Consider the following 17905-nt stretch of genomic DNA (forward strand, 5'->3'; position numbering starts at 1 on the left):
CGTACGGCGCCCGGCTGCGGTCAGTGCCCCTCCGGTTCCTCCTGCTCCGTCTGCTCCTCGTCCAGGAGTCCCGCGTCGTAGGCCAGCAGCGCGATCTGCACCCGGTTGTTGAGGTCGAGCTTGGCCAGGATGCGTGAGACATGTGTCTTGACGGTGGCGACGCTCATGAAGAGGCCGGTGGCGATCTCGGCGTTGGCCAGGCCCCGGCCGACCGCGACGGCGACCTCACGCTCGCGGTCGTTGAGGACGGCCATGCGGGCACGCGCGCGTGTGCGGCGCGTGTCGGCTGCGGTGCCGACCGCGTGCCGCATCAGCTGCCGGGTGACGGTGGGCGAGAGGACCGGGTCGCCGGCCGCGACCCGGCGCACGGCCGCGAGGATCTCGGCGGGCGGGGTGTCCTTGAGGACGAAGCCGGCGGCTCCCACGCGCAGCGCCCGCAGCACCTGTTCGTCGGCGTGGAAGGTGGTGAGCACCACCACCTGCGGGGCGTCCTTGCGGGCACGCAGCCGCTCCGTGGCCGTGAGACCGTCCACCGTCGGCATCCGGATGTCCATGAGCACGACGTCCGGGCGGGTGCGCTCGACGAGCGCCTCCGCCTCGCCGCCGTCGGCGGCCTCCCCGACGATCTCGATGTCGTCGGCGCCGCCCATCATGAAGGACAGTCCGGCCCGCACCAGCGGGTCGTCGTCGACGAGGAGAAGTCTGATCGCAGTCATGGGAGTTACGTAATCACGGCCGCGGTCAGGCGCGCAGCGTCACTCCGTACAGGGTGCCCAGGCGGCGGATCTCCCACCAGACCACCGCCGTCACCGAGGCGGGGCCGCCGAGGACGGCGAGGCCCTGGATCACCGGCGGGCCGGGCGGCAGACCTCCCGCGACCAGGCTGATGACCGCGAACTCCCACACCAGGGTGCCGGTCAGCAGGGCGGGGAGCGCCGCGTGCACGGTCGAGGTGTTGAAACCGGTGCGGATGGCAGGGCCGGTGGCGAAGCCGATGAAGAACAGGAGCCAGACCAGGGGCAGGGCCGCCGCGATGATCAGCCAGGGTGCGGGGTCCGTCACCGGGGCGGAGGTCGTCGTGTTCCGGCCGAGCAGGATGATCGCCCCGCCGAGCAACGGGAGGGCCGTCACGGCGCCGACGTACCACCCGGCCGACCGCAGGGCGGCCCGCACGCCGGCGCGCATGGCCGACCGCCGCTCCGCCGACGCCCAGCGGAAGAGCACGGCGATCACGACGGGCGTGCTCAGGAGCAGCAGCGGCGGGGTGACCGCCAGCCGCATCATGTACTGCTCCTGGGCCTCGGCGACGTCCTCCGGTTTGCCGTAGACGGCGAGCAGCAGGAGGGACATGGCCGCCGCGGTCCAGGCCCGCAGCTTCTGCACGCGCGTGACGTGCCGGTCGTCGACGGCCCGGTGCCCGTACCGCGGGAAGAGCCGGTGGGCCCGGTTGCGGGCCGAGCGCGCGAACGAGTAGCCGACCACGAGCGGAAGGAACGCGAACCAGGTGCACGAGCCGAGCAGCACCAGCCACAGACAGCCGGAGGTGCTGGATCGCCCTTGCCGGAACAGCTGGCGCAGCGAGGGCCATTCGCCACCGCGCGAACCACCCGGCCCCGGCCCCGGGTGGGGCCCCGGTGGATACGGGTACGGATGGGGATGGGGATGGGGATGGGGATGGGGATGGGGATACGGCTGTGGCTGCGGGTAGCCGTACGGCGCCGGGCCCGGCTGCGGGGGTACGTAGGGGCCCGTGGCCGGAGGTGGCGGGTATGGTCCCCCGGGCGGCGGACCGGGCGGCTGGTACGGGTTGGCGGGTCCCCCGAAACTCACGTGGTGTTCCTTCCGTTGCTCGCGGTGCTGAAGGCGGCACAAACATCAGCCATCTCCGCAGTCAAGTCAACTGGCTTCGGCGCGCGGGGTCATGGGGTTGCGCGCGGGCGCCCGACATGCGCCCCGGAAACGCCCTGCCCGCGCCCTACGGACCTGGAATGATCACCGTATGCGCACCGTGTACGCCCTGTTCGTGGGCATCGACGACTACCCCGGCGCGCCGCTGCGCGGCTGCGTCAACGACGTCCGGGCGGCGGAGAGCTGGCTGCGCGGCAGGACCGGCCCGGAGCCTCGCGTCCGGACGCTGTACGACGCCCGGGCCACCCGGGCGGCCGTGCTCGCGGGCCTGGAGGAGCACTTGGGGCGCGGCGGCCCCGGCGACACCGCGCTGCTGTGGTTCAGCGGGCACGGCAGCCAGAGCCCGACCACCGACCCGGGCGAGGCCACCGGCTGGTCCCAGGCGCTGGTGTGCCACGACAGCCTCGTCCCCGGCGGTCAGCCGGTGCTGCGGGACACCGAACTGGGGGCGCTCCTGGACCGCGTCGCCGCCCGCGGCACCCATGTCGTCGCGGTGCTGGACTGCTGCCACTCGGGCGGGGCGACACGGGAGGACGCAGGGAGTCCGGTTGGTGCGGCGGTCCGGGGCGTGCCCTGGCGGTCGTGGTGGCACACGGGGTCACGCGAGGGCGGCGGGCCGGGGCCCGAGCGGGGCCGGCACGTGCTGCTGGCCGCGTGCCGTCCGCAGGAGCTCGCGCACGAGAAGGTCATCGAGGGGCGGCCCCGGGGCCTGTTCAGTCATGCGCTGCTGAGCGCGCTCGACGGTCTCGGTCCCGCGGCCACGTACGGGGAGGTGCACGCGCTCGCCCACGCGCGCGTGCGAGCCCGGGGCCACGTCCAGCATCCCGAGCTGCGCGGTCCTGAGGACGGCGGCTTCCTGTCCGGCGAGCCGGTACCGGCCTCGCCGTTCCTGCTGCGGCACACGGAGTGGGGCTGGGAGGTCAACTGCGGCGCGGCGCACGGGCTGCGGTCGGCGGGCGCCGAGTTCACCCTGGCCGGGGACGCCGTGGAGCGCACGGTCGTGGTCCGGGAGGTGCGGACCGAGTCGGCTCTGGTGGACCCGGTCGACTGGCGGCCGACCCCGGAGGACGAGCGGGTGACGCACCCCGTCACTCCGTCGGCCATGGCGTTCCCCCCGGCGGTCGTGACGCTGTCCGGTGAGCCGGTCGCGGTACGCCTGGTCGCTGAGGCCGTCACGGCGGTGCCCGCGCTGGCCCTGGAGGCGGACGGGCCACCCGCGGCGGAAGGGGTGCTGCGCCTGCACGTGGAGGCCGGGTACGGCAGGGCCCGGGTGTCGGGCGGCGCCGGGCATCCCGTGCCCGAAATGCCGCTGGAGTCCCCCGCGGACGCGGCCGGCGTCACCGACTGCCTCGCCCACATCGCGCGTTGGCACCACATCCGGGACCTGGCCAATCCCGATCCGCTCCTGTCGTCGCTGGTGCGCATCACCGTCGAGGAGACGCCGGTGGGCAGTCTGCGTCACTCGGCGGACGGTGAGATCGTCTGCGCCTACACACCCGACGGCCGTGAACCGCAGGTGCGGGTCGGGATCCACAACTTCTCCGGACGCGACCTGTGGGCGGTGCTCCTCGATCTGACGGACGGCTACGGCTCGTCCCCGCACCTGTTCGAGGGCGAGTTCATCGGGGACGGCAGGGCCGGGTGGGCCCGGCGCGGGCAGCCCGTGTGGATGCGGCTGCCGCCCGGGCGTTCGAAGGCGCGGGGTGCCTCCACCCGGGACTGGCTGAAGGTGATCGTCGCGGAGGAGGAGCTGAACCTCGCGCCCTTCCGGCTGCCCGCCTGGTCCTCCGCCGCCCCCTCCGGTGCACGCCTCAGCCCGGCCCCGGCCGCTGCAGGCGGACTGCTGCGAGTGATCGGCGCGGGCGTCAAGGACGGCCGGGACGCGGGCGGTCCGGCCCTCGGGGCGGCCCGGTGGGGGACGGCACAGGTGGTCGTACGCACCCAGGTGTGAGGAGCCGTCACCAGCCGAGGTGGGTGAAGCCCGCCCACGCCGTCAGGTCGGCGCCGTCGATGTGCCCTACCCGTGCCCGCAGCCGGTCCGGCATGCCGGGCGGCGCCTCGCGGCGTTCGTTCAGCATCCACGACTGGGCGCTGCGCAGCGCGGCTCCGGGAGGCAGGCCCTCCTGGCTCATGAAGTGGTGGATCATGTACATCAGCAGGGACGTCGCCTCGTCGGGCACGGGCCACAGGGAGCCGATGACCGAGCGGGCGCCCGCGACGAGGAACGCGGTGGACAGGCTGTACGCCTCGTCGTAGCCGTGCCCGGAGACGTTGGTGCGGCAGGCCGCGAGCACGACCAGGTCCAGGCCGCGGTAGCGGGTCGCCCCCTCGGTCAGCTCCTCGGCGGCCAACCGTCCTCCGGACAGGGCGAGATAGGCGCTGTGCCGCTCGCCCTGGCGCACCACTCCGTGGCAGGCGAGGTGTAGCAGTCCGCCCTGCTGCCGGCGCAGCCAGTCGGTGACGGCGGCGGGCGTGGCGGCGCCGGGGCCGAGCAGGTCGCCGTCGGGGTGGAAGACACTGTGGACGGCAGCGGCCTCTTCACCGGCGTGGTGCAGATCGCGGGTCGGGTTGCCGACGACCAGGGTCCGGCGGGTGCCGGCGGCGGGCCGGGCGGCCACGTCGCACAGCAGCCGGGCGGAGGGCAGGTAGGAGATGTCCACCTCCTCGCAGGCGTAGGCCCAAGCCCTGCGCCGGCCACGCACGCGTGCCGCGTGCCAGGGCACGACGCCCAGGGCACCCATGGGAACGAGCACGATCGAGGGCACCCGGCCGTAGCCGCGCGGGAGCCGGCCGAGCAGCGGTTCCATGACCGCCGTACCGGCCCAGGCGCAGACCTGTTCAAGGGCGGCGCGGCTCGTGGCGGGGCTCGGGGCCGGTCCGGGCAGGGCGTCTTCGTCGGGCGGGCCGCCGGCGTCGCGGCCGGGGGTGCCGGTGGCGCGGTAGGCGGTGAGCGGGGGTGCGTCGAGGGTGAGGCGGGGCAGGTCGAGGGCGTCCGTGCCGCCGTCGGCGGTGACGATGACGGCGGCGCCTGAGCCGTGCCGGGGGCCGAGGAGTCCGGGCACCTCCTCCTCACCGGGCACCAGGTAGACCAGCGCGGTCGCGCCCATCGCGCGCAGCGCCGAGCCGATGTCCCCGGGTGAGGGCACGTCGAGCAGGCCGTGCTGCCGGGGGGAGTGGGCCAGGGCCTCCAGGACCCGTCGGCGCAGTCGGCTGGAGGGGCCCGCGACCGCGGCCTGAGCGGCCAACAGCATCTCCTCCCCCAGCTCGGGCACCGTGCCCGCCGCCTGCCACTCCTGCGCCAGTTCGGTCTTGCCCAGTGCCCTCAGCATGTCGGGCACGGTGGTGACCACGGTCGCCGCGTGCAGGACGAGGCCGCGCCCCGCGTCCAGGGCCTGTACGGCGTCGGCGTGGGCGCCGTCGGCCAGGCACCAGCGCGCCACGTCGAGTGCCTGGCCGCCCGCCAGCCGGGCGGTCTGCGCGGCATGGGCCGTACCGGACTGGAGCAGGGAGCTCCAGGCCGCCGCGCGCAGGCAGTCGAGGCCGACGCGGCGGGAGGCCTCGTAGTTCAGGCGTCTCGTTTGGGCGTCGTGCGTGTACTCGTCGCCGCGCAGGCGGTAGGCCCTGGCCAGCGACATGCCGGTGCCGCCCCACAAGGGGTGGTGCGGGCCACCGGAGAGCTTCAGGGTGTGCCGCAGCCAGGCGATGCCCTGGTCCAGGTGGTCGAGGCGGTCCGCCGGAGGTCCCATGGCCATGGTGCAGTGCGCCACTCCCAGCGAGCCCGTGGTCCGGATCCATCGCTCGTCGTCCGGTTCGAGCAGCTCCAGTGTGGCTTCCTGCAGCTCCATGGCCTCCAGCATTCCCTGGTGGTCCATCGCCGGCAGGGCGCGTGCTCCGACCGCGAAGGCCGCCTCGGCCAGTTTGTCGGCCTGGGCGTTGCGCGGCAGCCCCGCGATCCGGCGGCGGATCTCGTGTGGGGGTGTGGCGGCGCCCGCCCCTTCGGCAGCGGGTTCGAAGCGGCCGGTGCGCCGCGCTCGCAGGAGGCCCAGGTGGCTCCGGGCGCCCTCCAGGTTCGATTCGAACGCGAGCATGTCGACGTGTTCGGCGGGCAGTTCCTCCAAGGCCCGCTCGAGCACGCGGATCTGCTCGGCCAGGGCCTCCTCGTCGGCGCCGCGGGCCGCCTGGTGCACCCGGAACAAGGCGATCTGCGCGTTCAGGGCCACACGCTCGTCCGGTCGCAGCGCCGCGGTCTCGACGATGCGCGCCATGTCGTCCACGGCGGTGTCGAAGTCATCCTCCCCGCCGCCCAGTTGGGCGAGATAGGTCCGCAGGATGGCATGGGCGAAGTCGAGATTCTCACGGGTCCGGGTGCCGGACGGAACCACGGCCCTGGCCCGTTCGATCCGGGCGATGGCACGCTCGATGTCGGCTGGGTCGGTGAGGTGCCGCAGGCCGAACGCGCTGTTCTTGACCACGACGTCGGCCTGCCAGATCTCGTCCGCCGGCCCGTGGTCGCGCACCTCCCGCCAGAGTTCCTCCTCGCGCACGGGATCGAAGAGCGGTTGCTCGAGCCGCAGGATCGGCAGCACGCTCAGCACATGTCCCGCGCGCAGGCCGGACATGACGGTGCCCCGGGGCAGCGCCGCCCAGTCCTCGATCAACCGGTCGTACGCCTGCCGCGCCGTCGTACAGCCCAGCCGGTCCAGTACCAGTTGGGTCATGCCGGCCAGCTCCCGGCCGTTCACGACGCCCTCGATCCGCTGCTCGATCTCCCAGCGCAGTGCCTGAAGGTCGTACGGAGTCGTCATCTCACATCCCCCGCTCCCGCGATCGCGGCGCGGTTCGCGTCCGGTACGGCGCCAGCGCCCCGTTGAGCCACCGCTCCCCCTCCTCGGTCCCGAAGTCGACGCCGGGTGCGCCCGTGGGTTCCAGCACCGGCGGCCCGCCCCGGTCGTCGAAGAGGATCGCGACCCGGTCGGCCGGTTCGCGCTTGGACGGCCAGACGAAGCCCTGCGCCCAGGGCTCGGTGTGCCGGCGGATCCAGTGGCCCCAGTCGCGGGTCTGCGGGTAGTCCGCGCCCTCGGTGTGCACCAGCCACGCGTCCTGCGCCACCGCCGCGAGATCCGCGCCGGACATCAGCGAGACGACCTCGATGTCGGCGGCCAGTCGCAGGAAGGACAGGCTGCGGCGTTCGAACGCCACGCGGGGCAGGAGCCGGTGGCCGGCGTCGGAGTCGAACGGCAGCGAGCGCAGCAGCACCTCGCAGACGGCGGCACCGACGCCGAAGCCGACATAGAGGTAGCCGTAGCGGTCGTAGCGGGTGCTGTCGAAACGGCCACCGTAGTAGAAGGCGTGCGAGGGGCGCGCGTTGTACGCGGTCGGCGGGCGGTGGGTGGAGTGCACGCGGTACACCGGTGTGCCGGCGCGCAGCACGGCTCGGGTCGGTTCGCCAGGCAGGGCCTCGGGCGGCGGGTACTTGCCCATGGGCTACTCCTCCCCCTCCGGTCCGGCCAGTTCCCGGGCCGCGCCGAGCAGTTCGGCGTCCCGGCCACGGCCCAGCAGGGACGCGGGGGTGCCGTCCCACCATGTCGTACGGGACAGCCACCAGTCGGCGGCGCCCCAGGGGTCGGTGGCGGCACGCAGTACGGAGTTGACCTCCAGGACGATCCGCCAGGGCATGGCCCCGGCCTCGAACTGGAAGAGGGGCAGCCGTCTGCGGCCGTCCGGGCCGGAGAGGACGATCAGCCCTGGGTCGGCGCTCGCGGTCCAGGGCGTGGACGGCTCGCTCAGCAGCCTTTCGCGGACGGGGCCCAGGACGGGTCCGACCATGGGGTTGCCGTCGAGGACGAGCATGCACAGGTCGGCCGCCGCGTATCCCTCGTACAACTGCCGGTCCGGGGGCTGCGCCATGAACCGCCCGGCGTCGCCCTGCTGTCGGAGCCGGGCGGACTCTTCGGCGGGGAGGTCGTCGAGGAGGGTCTCGGCGGCGGCCAGCACGGCGGCCGGATCCGAGTCCTCTGCCCCGGCCCGCAGTCGGGACAGCCGCTCGCTCAGCGTCCGGCGGGTGTCCGGTTCGAGCAGGCCGGACAGTCTCTGCCAGTCGGCCGCGGCGGCCGCGAGCACCATCAAGGGGTTCACCCGCACCCGTGCCCTTTCTCCTCGGTGCCGGCTGACGCGTGTGCGGCCGGGGGTCGTTCGCGCGCGCCCAGCGTCTCGGCCAGCAGGTCGGCGACCAGCGGGCGGCGGACGACGAGGTGGAGGTCCGTGTCCGTGTCGGTGCCGGCGTCCAGCGCGGCCCACAGGGCACTGACTCCGGTCTGCGGGGCCAGTCCGCCGCGGCCCACGCCGAGCAGGGGGAAGCAGATCGACCGCAACGGCGGTGTGAAGGCGGCGCGTTCCTCGGACAGCAGGGCCAGGGCGCGGGCCGCCGCCGTGACGACGTCCTGGGCGGCGACGTCGTAGTCGTTGGTGCCGGGCCTCGGGACGGCGACGGCGGCGTGGTACAGACGGCGGATGCCCCGGGCCGCGAGGGCGCCCGGCTCGGTGGGGGCGACCGTGCCGGGCAGTGCGGGGCGGCCCAGCAGCCCGTTCGCCGTGCGCCAGCCGAGCAGCGCGTCGTGCACGGGATCGGCGGTGACGTCCCCGGCCGAGCCGCGGACGGCGCCCGCGCGGCGCAGGGACGCGGACACGGAGGCCTTGAACATCGCGGGCAGCGAGAGGTGCGTGTTGGTCGGGGAGACGATCACGTCCACGTTCCGGAGGAGTTCGGCGGGGTGCACGTGCAGCAGTACCTCGCGGGAGCCGACGCGGAGGGAACGGTGCTGCAAGTGCGGTGCGAGGAGAGGCGGTTGAGGCGTGGCCGCGCGCTGCGGGGCGATGCCGGCCAGCCAGCACACCTGTTCGGCGATCTGGGCCAGGACCATTTCCTCCTGGCTCTTGCGGAAGCGTTCGACGCTGACGCTGTACACCTGGGCGGCGAGCCGTCGCCGGTCCGCCGCCGGGCGGTCGCGCAGGCCGGGTGCCAGGCCGAGCGAGTAGCCTGCCGCCTGCTCCAGGTCGCCGCCGCCCAGCCGGGACACGGCCGTGCGCAGCAGGTTCTCCACCTCGACGGGCCAGGCGTCGGTGACGGCGGCGGAGTGCGCGGCGGCCGCCCGGCGGAGCAGCGGGACGTGGAGCTCCCGGATCCGGACCAGGCCCTCGACGCGCACGGTCTTCACCTCCCTCAACACGGAGGCGACCTCGAACTGCGGTGCACCAGACGACATATGCCCATGATCCGCCGCGTCCCTCAACTGCCACAAGGCTTTCAGGAATCGGTGTCAGGCCATCCCCCACGGCAGCCACGCCCGCACCTCGAACCCGCCCTCCGGCGTGTGCCCGTGCTCCAGGCGGCCGCCCGCCAGGGTCGCCCGTTCCGTCAGGCCGATCAGGCCCTGGCCGGAGCCGGGCACGGGGGGCACCTCGCCCTCGGGGGCCGGGTTGTGCACGGAGACGGTGAGGCCGTCGCCCGGTGCGCCGGTGACGGACACCGTGACCTCCGTGCCGGGCGCGTGCTTACGGGCGTTGGTGAGGCCCTCCTGGGCGATGCGGTAGGCGGTGCGGCCGACGGAGGACGGGACGGCGGCGGGGTCGCCGACGCGCTGGTCCAGGGAGACCTTCATACCGGCCTGGCGGGACTCGGCGACCAGCGTGTCCAGCGCCCCGAGGGTCGGCAGCGGCCGGCCCGTGTCGTCCGGCTCGCCCGCCCGCAGCACCCCGATGATCTCCCGCAGGTCCTGGAGGGCCTCGTGCGCGCTCTCCCGGATCACACCCGCCGCCCTCGCGGTCTCCGCCGCGGGCGCGTCGGGCCGGAACTCCAGGGCCCCCGCGTGCACGCTCAGCAGCGTCAGCCGGTGGGCGAGTACGTCGTGCATCTCCCGCGCGATGGCCTCGCGGGCGAGCCGCTGCGCCTGCTCGGCCCGCAACCGCGCCTCCGTCTCGGCCCGCCGGGCACGGTCCCTGAGGCTCACCAGCAAGTGCCGCTTGGCCCGTGCGAACATGCCCCAGCCGACGATCGCCACCGTGAGCAGCACGGCGAAGGCCACGCTCACCAGGTAGGGAATGTCCCCGTCGGGGCGCAGCCAGTAGAACAACGGGATCAGCGCGACGTTGACGCCGCCCACCCAGGCCACGTACCGGAAGGGGCGGTGCACCGCGAGGGTGAACAGGGCGATCACGGCCGTACCGCCCGCGGTGTCCGAGACGAGGGTGACGGGAGTCAGCGCCACGGCAAGCCCCAGCGGCCAGCGGCGGCGCAGCCAGACCGCCGCGCAGGCCAGCGCGCCGATGACCTGGTCGACGACGGCCAGCCCTTCCGGGACATGAGGGTTCTTGACGAGGGCGTCCAGGGCGACCGCCCCCACCAGCACGGCCAGCAGGAAGCAGCAGAAGTCGACGGCCCAGTCGCGCGCGGTGCGCCGGGGCCGACGCCCGTCCCGTTCGGCGTCGGGGTCGAGTTCGTACAGCAGGGCGGACGGGATGAACCATGTGCGCCCGGTGAACAGCGAGGGCGTCTCCCCCGCCGGTACCGTGGCGGCCTGCCCCGCGTCGTCACCACTCACGGTCGACAAATCTACGCAGTCCGGTCCCGTGCCACCGCCTCCCGGGCGGGATCGTCGACCAAAGTCGTCACACCGGAGACTTTAGACGCCGCCGGACGGACCCGAACCGGGACTTCAGTCTCCGGATGCCCACCCCGCGACCGACGCGCGCGGAGGGTCCGCTGGGCGAGGCTCATGGCATGAAGCAGGTACTGGAGATTCTCGGCTTCCTCGCCCTGGTCCAGGGCGTGGCGGGCCTGGTGCACGAGTTCACCGACTGGAACTGGGGTCTCGTGCAACGACTGGGGTTCCTCGACGGCTACGAGATCTACGCGAGCGTCACCCTGCTCGTGCTGGGCGTCGCCCTGTTCGCGGCGGCCGGGAGCCGGAGGTCCGTCTGAGCAGCGGACGGACCTCCGGCACCACCCTTGCGGGCCCGGCTCAGCAGCCGTAGTCGACCAGGTCGAACGACTCGTAGTGGTCGGCCGTGTAGTAGTCCTCCTGGTTCTCCTCACCGGTGACGATGCGCCGCGCACCGCGGTTGGAGGAGCCCGGGGTGATGACCGTGTACTCGTGGTAGTACCCGGTCGACTGCTGGGGCAGGATGCCTTCCCGGTTCTGGAAGACGGTGCCGTCCTGCTCGAACGGGTAGGGGCCGCCCTGCTCGATCAGGTCGAGGGTGTCGTGGGCTTGGGACGGCAGTTTGCTGTAGCAGATGTCACCGACGGCGGTGGGGGCCGCGTCGGCCGTGGTGGCGGAGACGGTCCCGCCGATGAGGAGAGCGGACACAAGGGCGGCTGCTGCGCCGAGCCGCGAGGCGCGTGGGGGGAAATTCATGCGCTCATGATGACGCGCGTAGACAGTGGCATGTCAATGTCAAGCGCAGAGATTTTCCCGTCAAGTCCGATGAGTTCGCGGGAAGTTAACCGGGGCGGCTACGCGTCCTCCGGCAGTTTGTACTCGCCGTACTCCGGGCGGCCCGCCAGGTCGTACGTCTGCATGGAGACGCCCGCGCCGGTGACGCTCCCTCCCGTGTGCCGGAACGCGGTCGGTACGGCGCCCTCCGGGAACAGCCGGAACCCGGTGCCGAGCACGACCGGGAACGTCAGCAGGTGGAGGGTGTCGACGAGGTCGAGCGACAGCAGGGAGCGGACGAGGGCGCCGCTGCCGTGCACCTGGAGCTCGCCGTCGGTGCGCTCCTTCAGTGCGGTGACCTCCTTGCCGAGGTCACCGGAGAGCACGGTGGTGCCCGCCCAGCCGGGGTCCTTCAGGGTCGAGGAAGGGACGTACTTCGGCAGTGAGTTGAGCTTCGAGGCGACCGGATCGGCCGGGTCGGTCACCTTCGGCCAGTACGCGGAGAAGATGTCGTACGTACGGCGCCCGAGCAGGAAGGCGGCCGGACGCGCGAAGACGTCGTTGACGAACCGGCCGAAGTCCTCGTCGGCGTACCAGAAGCTCCAGCCGCCGTGGGTGAAGCCCCCGCGGGTGTCCTCCTTGGGCCCGCCGGGGGCCTGGTAGACGCCGTCGAGGGTGACGAAGAGGGTGGAGACGAGCTTGCCCATGACGTGTGCCTGCCTTTCCGGAACGAAGAGGGTCCGTTGTCATGGGTTCAGACCCCTCCGGCACCCGCAACTCATCGCTGGGCCGTACGCCACGCGCGCGTCTCGCCGGGACCTCGATGTCCGTTCGCCGCCAGCGTCGCCCTCGGGCGGCCGGTGGGATGGAGACATGACTTCACAAGGAACTTCTCGAACGACTTCTCAGACGACTTCTCAGGAGACCCTGCACGGCAAGGTGGCTCTCGTGACCGGCGGGAGCCGGGGCATCGGCGCGGCGACCGCCCTGCGGCTGGCCCGGGAGGGCGCGGACGTGGCCGTCGGCTATGTGAACGGCAAGGAGGCGGCCGAGGAGGTCGTACGGGCCGTCGAGGCGCTGGGGCGCCGGTCGGTGGCGCTGCGCGCGGACGCCGGGGACGCCGTCGACGCGGCCGAAGTGGTGGACGCGGCGGCCGAGGCGCTGGGCAGGCTCGACGTCCTGGTGAACAACGCGGGCGTGGGGGTTCTCGGGCCGCTGGAGACGCTGTCCCTCGAGGATGTCGACCGGGTTCTCGACGTCAACGTACGAGGTGTCTTCCTGACGTCCCGGGCGGCCGCCGCGTGGCTGCCCGAGGGCGGGCGGATCATCACGATCGGCAGTTGCATGTCACAACGCGTGCCGGGGCCCGGCGGGACGCTCTACGCGATGAGCAAGGCCGCTCTGGCCGGTCTGACGAAGGCCCTCGCCAGGGAGCTGGGCGGGCGCGGGATCACGGCGAACCTGGTCCTCCCCGGCCCGATCGACACGGACATGAATCCGGCGGACGGTCCGCACGCGGAAGGCGAGGCGGCGATGACCGCGCTGGGGCGGTACGGGACGGCGGACGAGGTGGCGTCGATGGTCGCCTACCTCGCGGGGGCGACGTATGTGACCGGTGCGGAGTTCTCGGTGGACGGCGGGCACGCGGCGTGAGGCACGGGGGCGCACCGATGCCGTCCGGCGGGTGCGCCCCACAGTCACGGGGTGGTTCAGCCGCCCAGCTCCTGGTGGCGTGCCGCCAGCCGGCCCGTGCCCTCCTGGGTCAGGGAGCCGAACAGGCGGAGCCGGGAGATGCCCCCGTCGGGGAAGATGTCCACGCGCGCGTGCGTGCCCACGGCCGGGGCGGGCAGGACGAAGCGGTGGTTGGTGTCGGGCTGAAGGCGGGTGCGGGGCAGGATCTCCTGCCAGTCGCCGTCCTCGCCGTCCCGCACCGACACCGACGCCCAGCCGGCGCTGTTGCCCTTGAGGTAGGCGGTGTCGATCTCCAGGGCGCGGATCTGCGCCTGGGCGGCCAGCCGGTAGCGGATCCAGTCGTGGCCCTGGTCGCGGCGGCGGCGGGTCTCCCAGCCGTCGTCCATCTTGAGGGAGCGGCCCGGCTGGATGGTGTTGGAGGCGGGCGAGTAGAAGCGGTTGGAGGCGTCCTCGGCCCGGCCGCCGTTCTCCAGGGCGACGACGTCGAAGGTGCCGAGCGCCTCCAGCCAGGCCGGGTCGGGGACGACCTCGCCGTGGACGCGCAGGCGCGCGATGCCGCCGTCGGGGTGCTGGTTGACCCGCAGGTGCGTGAAGCACTGCTCGACGTCGACGGCGAACCCGTTCGCCGCGTGGCCGCCGACGGGGGTGCGCGGGACGAGGGTCGTCCACTTCACGTCGTCCCCGAGGAGTTCCTCCGGCGACGGGGAGCCGATGACGCGGGTGCCCTCGACGGACACGGCCTGCGGGTAGTTGCCGCGGAAGTGGGCGGTGTCGACGACGATCCCGCGGATCACGCCCGGGGCGCCGAGGCGGACCAGCGCCCAGTCGTGGTCCTCCTCGGTCGGCCAGGGGTGGCCGGCGGAGGCACCCCGGCGGCGGCGGGTCTCCCAGCCGTCCATGATCTTGCCCTTGTGGCCGAAGTGCTCGGGGTCGAACTCGGCGGGCCCGGGCACCAGCAGGTTCTCGCGCTGGGCGAAGAACTCGTCGTTGGCGGCGATGACACCGGCACCGAGGCGCCGGTCGGCGAGGTCGGTGTACTGGGTGAAGGGGAAGTCGGCGGTGCGGTAGTCCGCGTACGGGTCGCCGCCTCCGTAGGGGTTCGCGTCGCCGGTGAAGCTGGGGATCGCCGTCACGATGATCAGGTCTGCCTTTCGGGTGTCCGGGATGGGATTCAGTGGGTCCGGGTGAGGAGCCGCCCCTTCGGTTCGGTGAACTCGCCGTCCGCGACGATGCGCTGCCCGCGCAGCCAGGTGGACTTCACGACGCCGTACAGGGTCTTGCCGGCGTAGGCCGTGACGCGGTTGCGGTGCTGGAGGGCGACCGGGTCGACGGTGAAGGTCTCGTCGGGTGCGAGGACGGCGAAGTCGGCGTCGCGGCCCGCCGCGATGGCGCCCTTGCGGGTGTCGAGTCCGACGAGTTCGGAGGTCCGGGTGGACATCCAGCGGACCACGTCCTCCAGGCCGTGACCGCGCTCGCGGGCCGCCGTCCACACCGCCGCCAGGCTCAGCTGGAGTCCGGAGATGCCGCCCCACGCCGTCGCGAAGTCGTCCGTCTTCAGGTCGGCGGTGGACGGGGAGTGGTCGGTGACGACGCAGTCGACGGTGCCGTCGGTCAGCGCCTGCCAGAGCAGGTCCTGGTTGGCGGACTCGCGGATGGGCGGGCAGCACTTGAACTCGCTGGCGCCGTCGGGGACTTCCTCGGCGGTGAGGGTCAGGTAGTGGGGGCAGGTCTCCACGGTGATGCGGACGCCGTCGGCCTTCGCCTCGGCGATCATGGGCAGGGCGTCGCTGGAGGACAGGTGCAGGATGTGCACGCGCGCGTGGAGGGCCTTCGCCTCGCGGATGAGCTGGGCGATGGCGGTGTCCTCGGCTTCCCGGGGGCGGGAGGCGAGGAAGTCGGCGTAGCGGGGGCCGGGCCGCTGCGGGGCGGAGGCGAGGAGGTGGGGGTCCTCGGCGTGCACGATGAGCAGTCCGTCGAGGGCGGCGATCTCGGCCATGGAGCGGGCGAGCGGGTCGCGGTCGAGGTGCGGGAACTCGTCCACGCCGGACGGCGACAGGAACGCCTTGAAGCCGAAGACTCCGGCCTCGTGCAGCGGGCGCAGGTCCTTGATGTTGTCGGGCAGGGCGCCGCCCCAGAAGCCGACGTCGATGTGCGCCTTGTCGGCGGCGACCCGCTGCTTCGTACGGAGGTGCGCGACGGTCGTGGTCGGCGGGAGGGAGTTGAGGGGCATGTCGACGAGGGTCGTGATGCCGCCGGCCGCCGCGGCGCGGGTGGCGGTCCAGAAGCCCTCCCACTCGGTGCGGCCGGGGTCGTTCACGTGCACATGGGTGTCGACCAGGCCGGGCAGCAGGACGTGGTCGCCCAGGTCCTCCAGGCGGGCGCCCTCCGGTACGGGCGCGTCGTACGGGAGGACGGCCGTGATCGTGCCGTCCGCGACGGCGACCGAGGCGGCGCGCGTCCCCTCGGGAGTGATGACACGCGTCGAGCGAAGCACCAGTTCAGCGTCGGACACCCGAACCCCTTACTTCCACCTACCGGAATTCAACTTTCTGTTGAAGGAGTCTCACCCCCTCTCCTGCGCCAGTCAAGGGCACACTGAACCTCGGCGCCTTTTCATGGCCACTCCTGGACGTTTCCACAAAGCGGAATTAAACTTCCAGTACGCAGAACGTAGCTACGTACGAGCGGGGAGTCAACCGACTGCCGGGTAGGCTTCTGCTCTTCCGCCGCCAGTCCCGAAAGGAACGCGCCGTGCCGACGTCCAGCGCCAGCACCACCGACTCCGCCCGGTCCTCCGCCAACGGCGGCGTACAGTCCCTGGAGCGCGCCTTCGACCTGCTCGAACGGATGGCGGACGCGGGCGGCGAGGTCGGCCTGAGCGAGCTGTCCGCGAGCAGCGGGCTGCCCCTGCCGACGATCCACCGTCTGATGCGCACGCTGGTGGCCTGCGGGTACGTCCGTCAGCAGCCGAACCGGCGGTACGCGCTCGGCCCGCGCCTGATCCGTCTCGGCGAGTCGGCCTCCCGGCTGCTGGGCACCTGGGCTCGGCCCTACCTCGCCCGGCTGGTCGAGGAGACCGGCGAGACGGCGAACATGGCCCTGCTGGACGGGGACGAGATCGTGTACGTGGCGCAGGTGCCGTCGAAGCACTCGATGCGCATGTTCACGGAGGTCGGCCGGCGCGTCCTGCCGCACTCCACGGGCGTGGGCAAGGCCCTGCTCGCGAGCTTCCCGGCGGAGGAGGTGCGCGCCCTGCTCCACCGCACGGGCATGCCCGCCGCGACGGAGAAGACGATCACGACGCCGGACGGGTTCATCGCCGCGCTGGAGGACGTACGCCGGCAGGGCTACGCGATCGACGACAACGAGCAGGAGATCGGGGTCCGCTGCCTGGCCGTCCCGGTGCCCGACTCCCCCACCGCCGCGGCGATCTCCATCTCCGGCCCGGCGGGCCGGGTCACGGAGACGGCGACGGACAAGATCGTGCCGGTGCTCCAGCAGGTGGCCGCGCAACTGTCGGAGGCCCTGGCCAACCAGAGCCCCGCCTGACGTTCGGCACGAGCGCGGCGCTCTAGCCCTCCCCGCGCACCGGCCCTCCGAAGAGGTCCACGGCCCGGCGGACCTCCGACAGCCCGGGGGACAGCGCACTCACCGAGCCGATCGCGCCGGCGATCAGCAGCAGGGAGCGGCGCATGCGCGGGATCTCGGGGATGCCGGCGACGGCCATCGCGTCCAGCGCGGCCAGTTCCTCCTCGGCGATGGTCCGATCGGCGAAATCGCCTGGGTGGGCGGCGAGCCGGCGGCGCAGCCCGGACACGGCGGAGCGCAGCTCCGTCACGCGCGGGTCCGTGTCGCCGCTGGTCACAGGCCCCTGCCGCTTCTGCTCCACGCTCCGCAACACAGTCCTCCCCCTCGCACCTCGTCGTGCGCGTGCCATTCCGACGCGAAGTCCCCCACACCGGGCAGCACTCGGACGCCCGGACGGTCGGTGCGGGCGACAGTAAACGACAGGGCCCACCAGGCGCCAGTCCATTGCGTCATCGACTTGCTCCGCTGCGTGACTTCTCGGCCCGGATCGTGCGGTATGCAGGATCCATGACGACACGGAAGACGCGGGAAGAGGCCCAGGAGGTTGCCGGGCTCCTGCTCGCCGCCGGGGGCGGGCGACGACTCGGAGGGCGGCCCAAGGCACTGCTCCTCCACCGGGGGCGGCCGCTCGTGGAGCACGCGGTGCGGGTGCTGCGGGAGGGCGGTTGCGCACGGGTCCATGTAGTACTGGGCGCCCGGTCCGAAGAGGTGCGTGATCGGGCCGTCCTGCCGGACTGCGTCCTCGTCGACAACCCCGGCTGGGAGCGGGGCATGGGCACGTCCCTGCGGGCCGGGCTCGACTCGCTCGCCGGTACGGGCGCCCGGGCCGCCCTGGTCTCGCTCGTCGACCAGCCCGGCATCGGCGCGCAGGCGGTGGCCCGGGTCCTCGGGGCGTACGAGGGCGAGGAGTCATTGGTGTCGGCCGCGTACGCCGGGGTGCGGGGTCATCCCGTCCTGTTCGGTGCCGCCCACTGGGCGGGCATCGCCGCGACTGCCACCGGGGACCGGGGGGCACGCGCCTATCTGAAGGAACACGAGCCGGCGATCGCGCTCGTCGAGTGCGGGGACGTGGCCCGGCCCTTCGACATCGACACCGAGGCCGATCTGGCCCACCTTGAGTGAGCGGGGTGGCACGGAGCGCCACCTTTCCTCGATCCAAAGAGTCTCGACATCAACACACGATTGAACTTCCACTATGAGGAAACTAGTATCCACACTTCAGAAGCGCCCGAGGGCTCCGCGGGTGCCGAACGCCGTATCCGGGAAGACTGGCACCCGGTGCCGAA

17 protein-coding genes are annotated in these 17905 nt (G+C 73.0%); 5 read left to right on the forward strand and 12 right to left on the reverse strand.

What is annotated here, in order from left to right; translation table 11 throughout:
* Nucleotides 1–20: 20 nt before the first annotated feature.
* Entirely contained in the window at nucleotides 21–716 is a 696-nt protein-coding gene (locus AC07DF_RS38685) for a response regulator transcription factor (RefSeq protein WP_478981786.1), read from the reverse strand.
* 25 nt (nucleotides 717–741) lie between these two features.
* Nucleotides 742–1524 (reverse strand): hypothetical protein, encoded by a 783-nt coding sequence (locus tag AC07DF_RS38690; protein WP_478981788.1) that lies wholly within the window; start codon nucleotides 1522–1524, stop codon nucleotides 742–744.
* A gap of 475 nt (nucleotides 1525–1999) precedes the next feature.
* On the opposite strand from AC07DF_RS38690, the gene AC07DF_RS38695 reads away from it, so the two are divergent.
* On the forward strand, nucleotides 2000–3859 hold the full coding sequence (locus AC07DF_RS38695; protein ID WP_478981790.1) for a caspase family protein: 1860 nt from the start codon (nucleotides 2000–2002) through the stop codon (nucleotides 3857–3859).
* Between the two features lie 7 nt (nucleotides 3860–3866).
* Here the strand turns inward: AC07DF_RS38695 and AC07DF_RS38700 are convergent, their stop codons facing one another.
* The 5 genes from AC07DF_RS38700 to AC07DF_RS38720 are packed head-to-tail and all read right to left on the reverse strand — an operon-like array spanning nucleotide 3867 to nucleotide 10514.
* Nucleotides 3867–6713, reverse strand: a complete 2847-nt coding sequence (locus tag AC07DF_RS38700) for a CHAT domain-containing protein (RefSeq protein ID WP_478981792.1) — start codon at nucleotides 6711–6713, stop codon at nucleotides 3867–3869.
* Between the two features lies 1 nt (nucleotide 6714).
* A complete protein-coding gene (locus AC07DF_RS38705) occupies nucleotides 6715–7389 on the reverse strand; it encodes an RES family NAD+ phosphorylase (protein ID WP_478981795.1) in 675 nt (224 codons plus the stop codon).
* 3 nt (nucleotides 7390–7392) lie between these two features.
* The gene (locus AC07DF_RS38710) at nucleotides 7393–8049 is read right to left on the reverse strand and encodes a hypothetical protein (protein WP_478981797.1); all 657 of its coding nucleotides are present in this window, start codon (nucleotides 8047–8049) and stop codon (nucleotides 7393–7395) included.
* Nucleotides 8040–9170, reverse strand: coding sequence for a hypothetical protein (locus tag AC07DF_RS38715; RefSeq protein ID WP_478981799.1), 1131 nt, complete (start codon nucleotides 9168–9170; stop codon nucleotides 8040–8042). Before AC07DF_RS38715 ends, AC07DF_RS38710 begins: the two co-directional genes overlap by 10 nt.
* Before the next feature lie 54 nt (nucleotides 9171–9224).
* Nucleotides 9225–10514, reverse strand: coding sequence for a sensor histidine kinase (locus AC07DF_RS38720; RefSeq protein WP_478981801.1), 1290 nt, complete (start codon nucleotides 10512–10514; stop codon nucleotides 9225–9227).
* 170 nt (nucleotides 10515–10684) lie between these two features.
* Here AC07DF_RS38720 and AC07DF_RS38725 point away from each other — a divergent pair, with 170 nt between their 5' ends.
* Nucleotides 10685–10885, forward strand: coding sequence for a hypothetical protein (locus AC07DF_RS38725; RefSeq protein WP_390995140.1), 201 nt, complete (start codon nucleotides 10685–10687; stop codon nucleotides 10883–10885).
* A gap of 40 nt (nucleotides 10886–10925) precedes the next feature.
* Here the strand turns inward: AC07DF_RS38725 and AC07DF_RS38730 are convergent, their stop codons facing one another.
* Together AC07DF_RS38730 and AC07DF_RS38735 are read right to left on the reverse strand one after the other, a co-directional pair.
* A complete protein-coding gene (locus AC07DF_RS38730) occupies nucleotides 10926–11321 on the reverse strand; it encodes a guanyl-specific ribonuclease (RefSeq protein ID WP_478981803.1) in 396 nt (131 codons plus the stop codon).
* Between the two features lie 98 nt (nucleotides 11322–11419).
* Nucleotides 11420–12046, reverse strand: a complete 627-nt coding sequence (locus AC07DF_RS38735; protein ID WP_478981805.1) for a dihydrofolate reductase family protein — start codon at nucleotides 12044–12046, stop codon at nucleotides 11420–11422.
* A gap of 166 nt (nucleotides 12047–12212) precedes the next feature.
* Here AC07DF_RS38735 and AC07DF_RS38740 point away from each other — a divergent pair, with 166 nt between their 5' ends.
* Entirely contained in the window at nucleotides 12213–12992 is a 780-nt protein-coding gene (locus tag AC07DF_RS38740; RefSeq protein ID WP_478981807.1) for an SDR family oxidoreductase, read from the forward strand.
* Nucleotides 12993–13048: 56 nt separating this feature from the next.
* Here AC07DF_RS38740 and alc read toward each other — a convergent pair whose 3' ends face one another.
* Together alc and allB are read right to left on the reverse strand one after the other, a co-directional pair.
* On the reverse strand, nucleotides 13049–14164 hold the full coding sequence (gene alc / locus AC07DF_RS38745) for an allantoicase (RefSeq protein WP_478981809.1): 1116 nt from the start codon (nucleotides 14162–14164) through the stop codon (nucleotides 13049–13051).
* 38 nt (nucleotides 14165–14202) lie between these two features.
* The gene (allB, locus tag AC07DF_RS38750; RefSeq protein ID WP_478981811.1) at nucleotides 14203–15543 is read right to left on the reverse strand and encodes an allantoinase AllB; all 1341 of its coding nucleotides are present in this window, start codon (nucleotides 15541–15543) and stop codon (nucleotides 14203–14205) included.
* A gap of 239 nt (nucleotides 15544–15782) precedes the next feature.
* Between allB and AC07DF_RS38755 the strand changes: the two genes are divergently transcribed.
* Nucleotides 15783–16580 (forward strand): IclR family transcriptional regulator, encoded by a 798-nt coding sequence (locus AC07DF_RS38755; RefSeq protein WP_478981813.1) that lies wholly within the window; start codon nucleotides 15783–15785, stop codon nucleotides 16578–16580.
* Nucleotides 16581–16602: 22 nt separating this feature from the next.
* On the opposite strand, the gene AC07DF_RS38760 is transcribed toward AC07DF_RS38755, so the two are convergent.
* Nucleotides 16603–16896 (reverse strand): DUF5955 family protein, encoded by a 294-nt coding sequence (locus AC07DF_RS38760; protein WP_478981899.1) that lies wholly within the window; start codon nucleotides 16894–16896, stop codon nucleotides 16603–16605.
* 230 nt (nucleotides 16897–17126) lie between these two features.
* On the opposite strand from AC07DF_RS38760, the gene AC07DF_RS38765 reads away from it, so the two are divergent.
* On the forward strand, nucleotides 17127–17741 hold the full coding sequence (locus AC07DF_RS38765; protein WP_478981815.1) for a nucleotidyltransferase family protein: 615 nt from the start codon (nucleotides 17127–17129) through the stop codon (nucleotides 17739–17741).
* Nucleotides 17742–17905 lie beyond the last annotated feature (164 nt).

Source organism: Streptomyces sp. NPDC044719 (assembly GCF_056433405.1).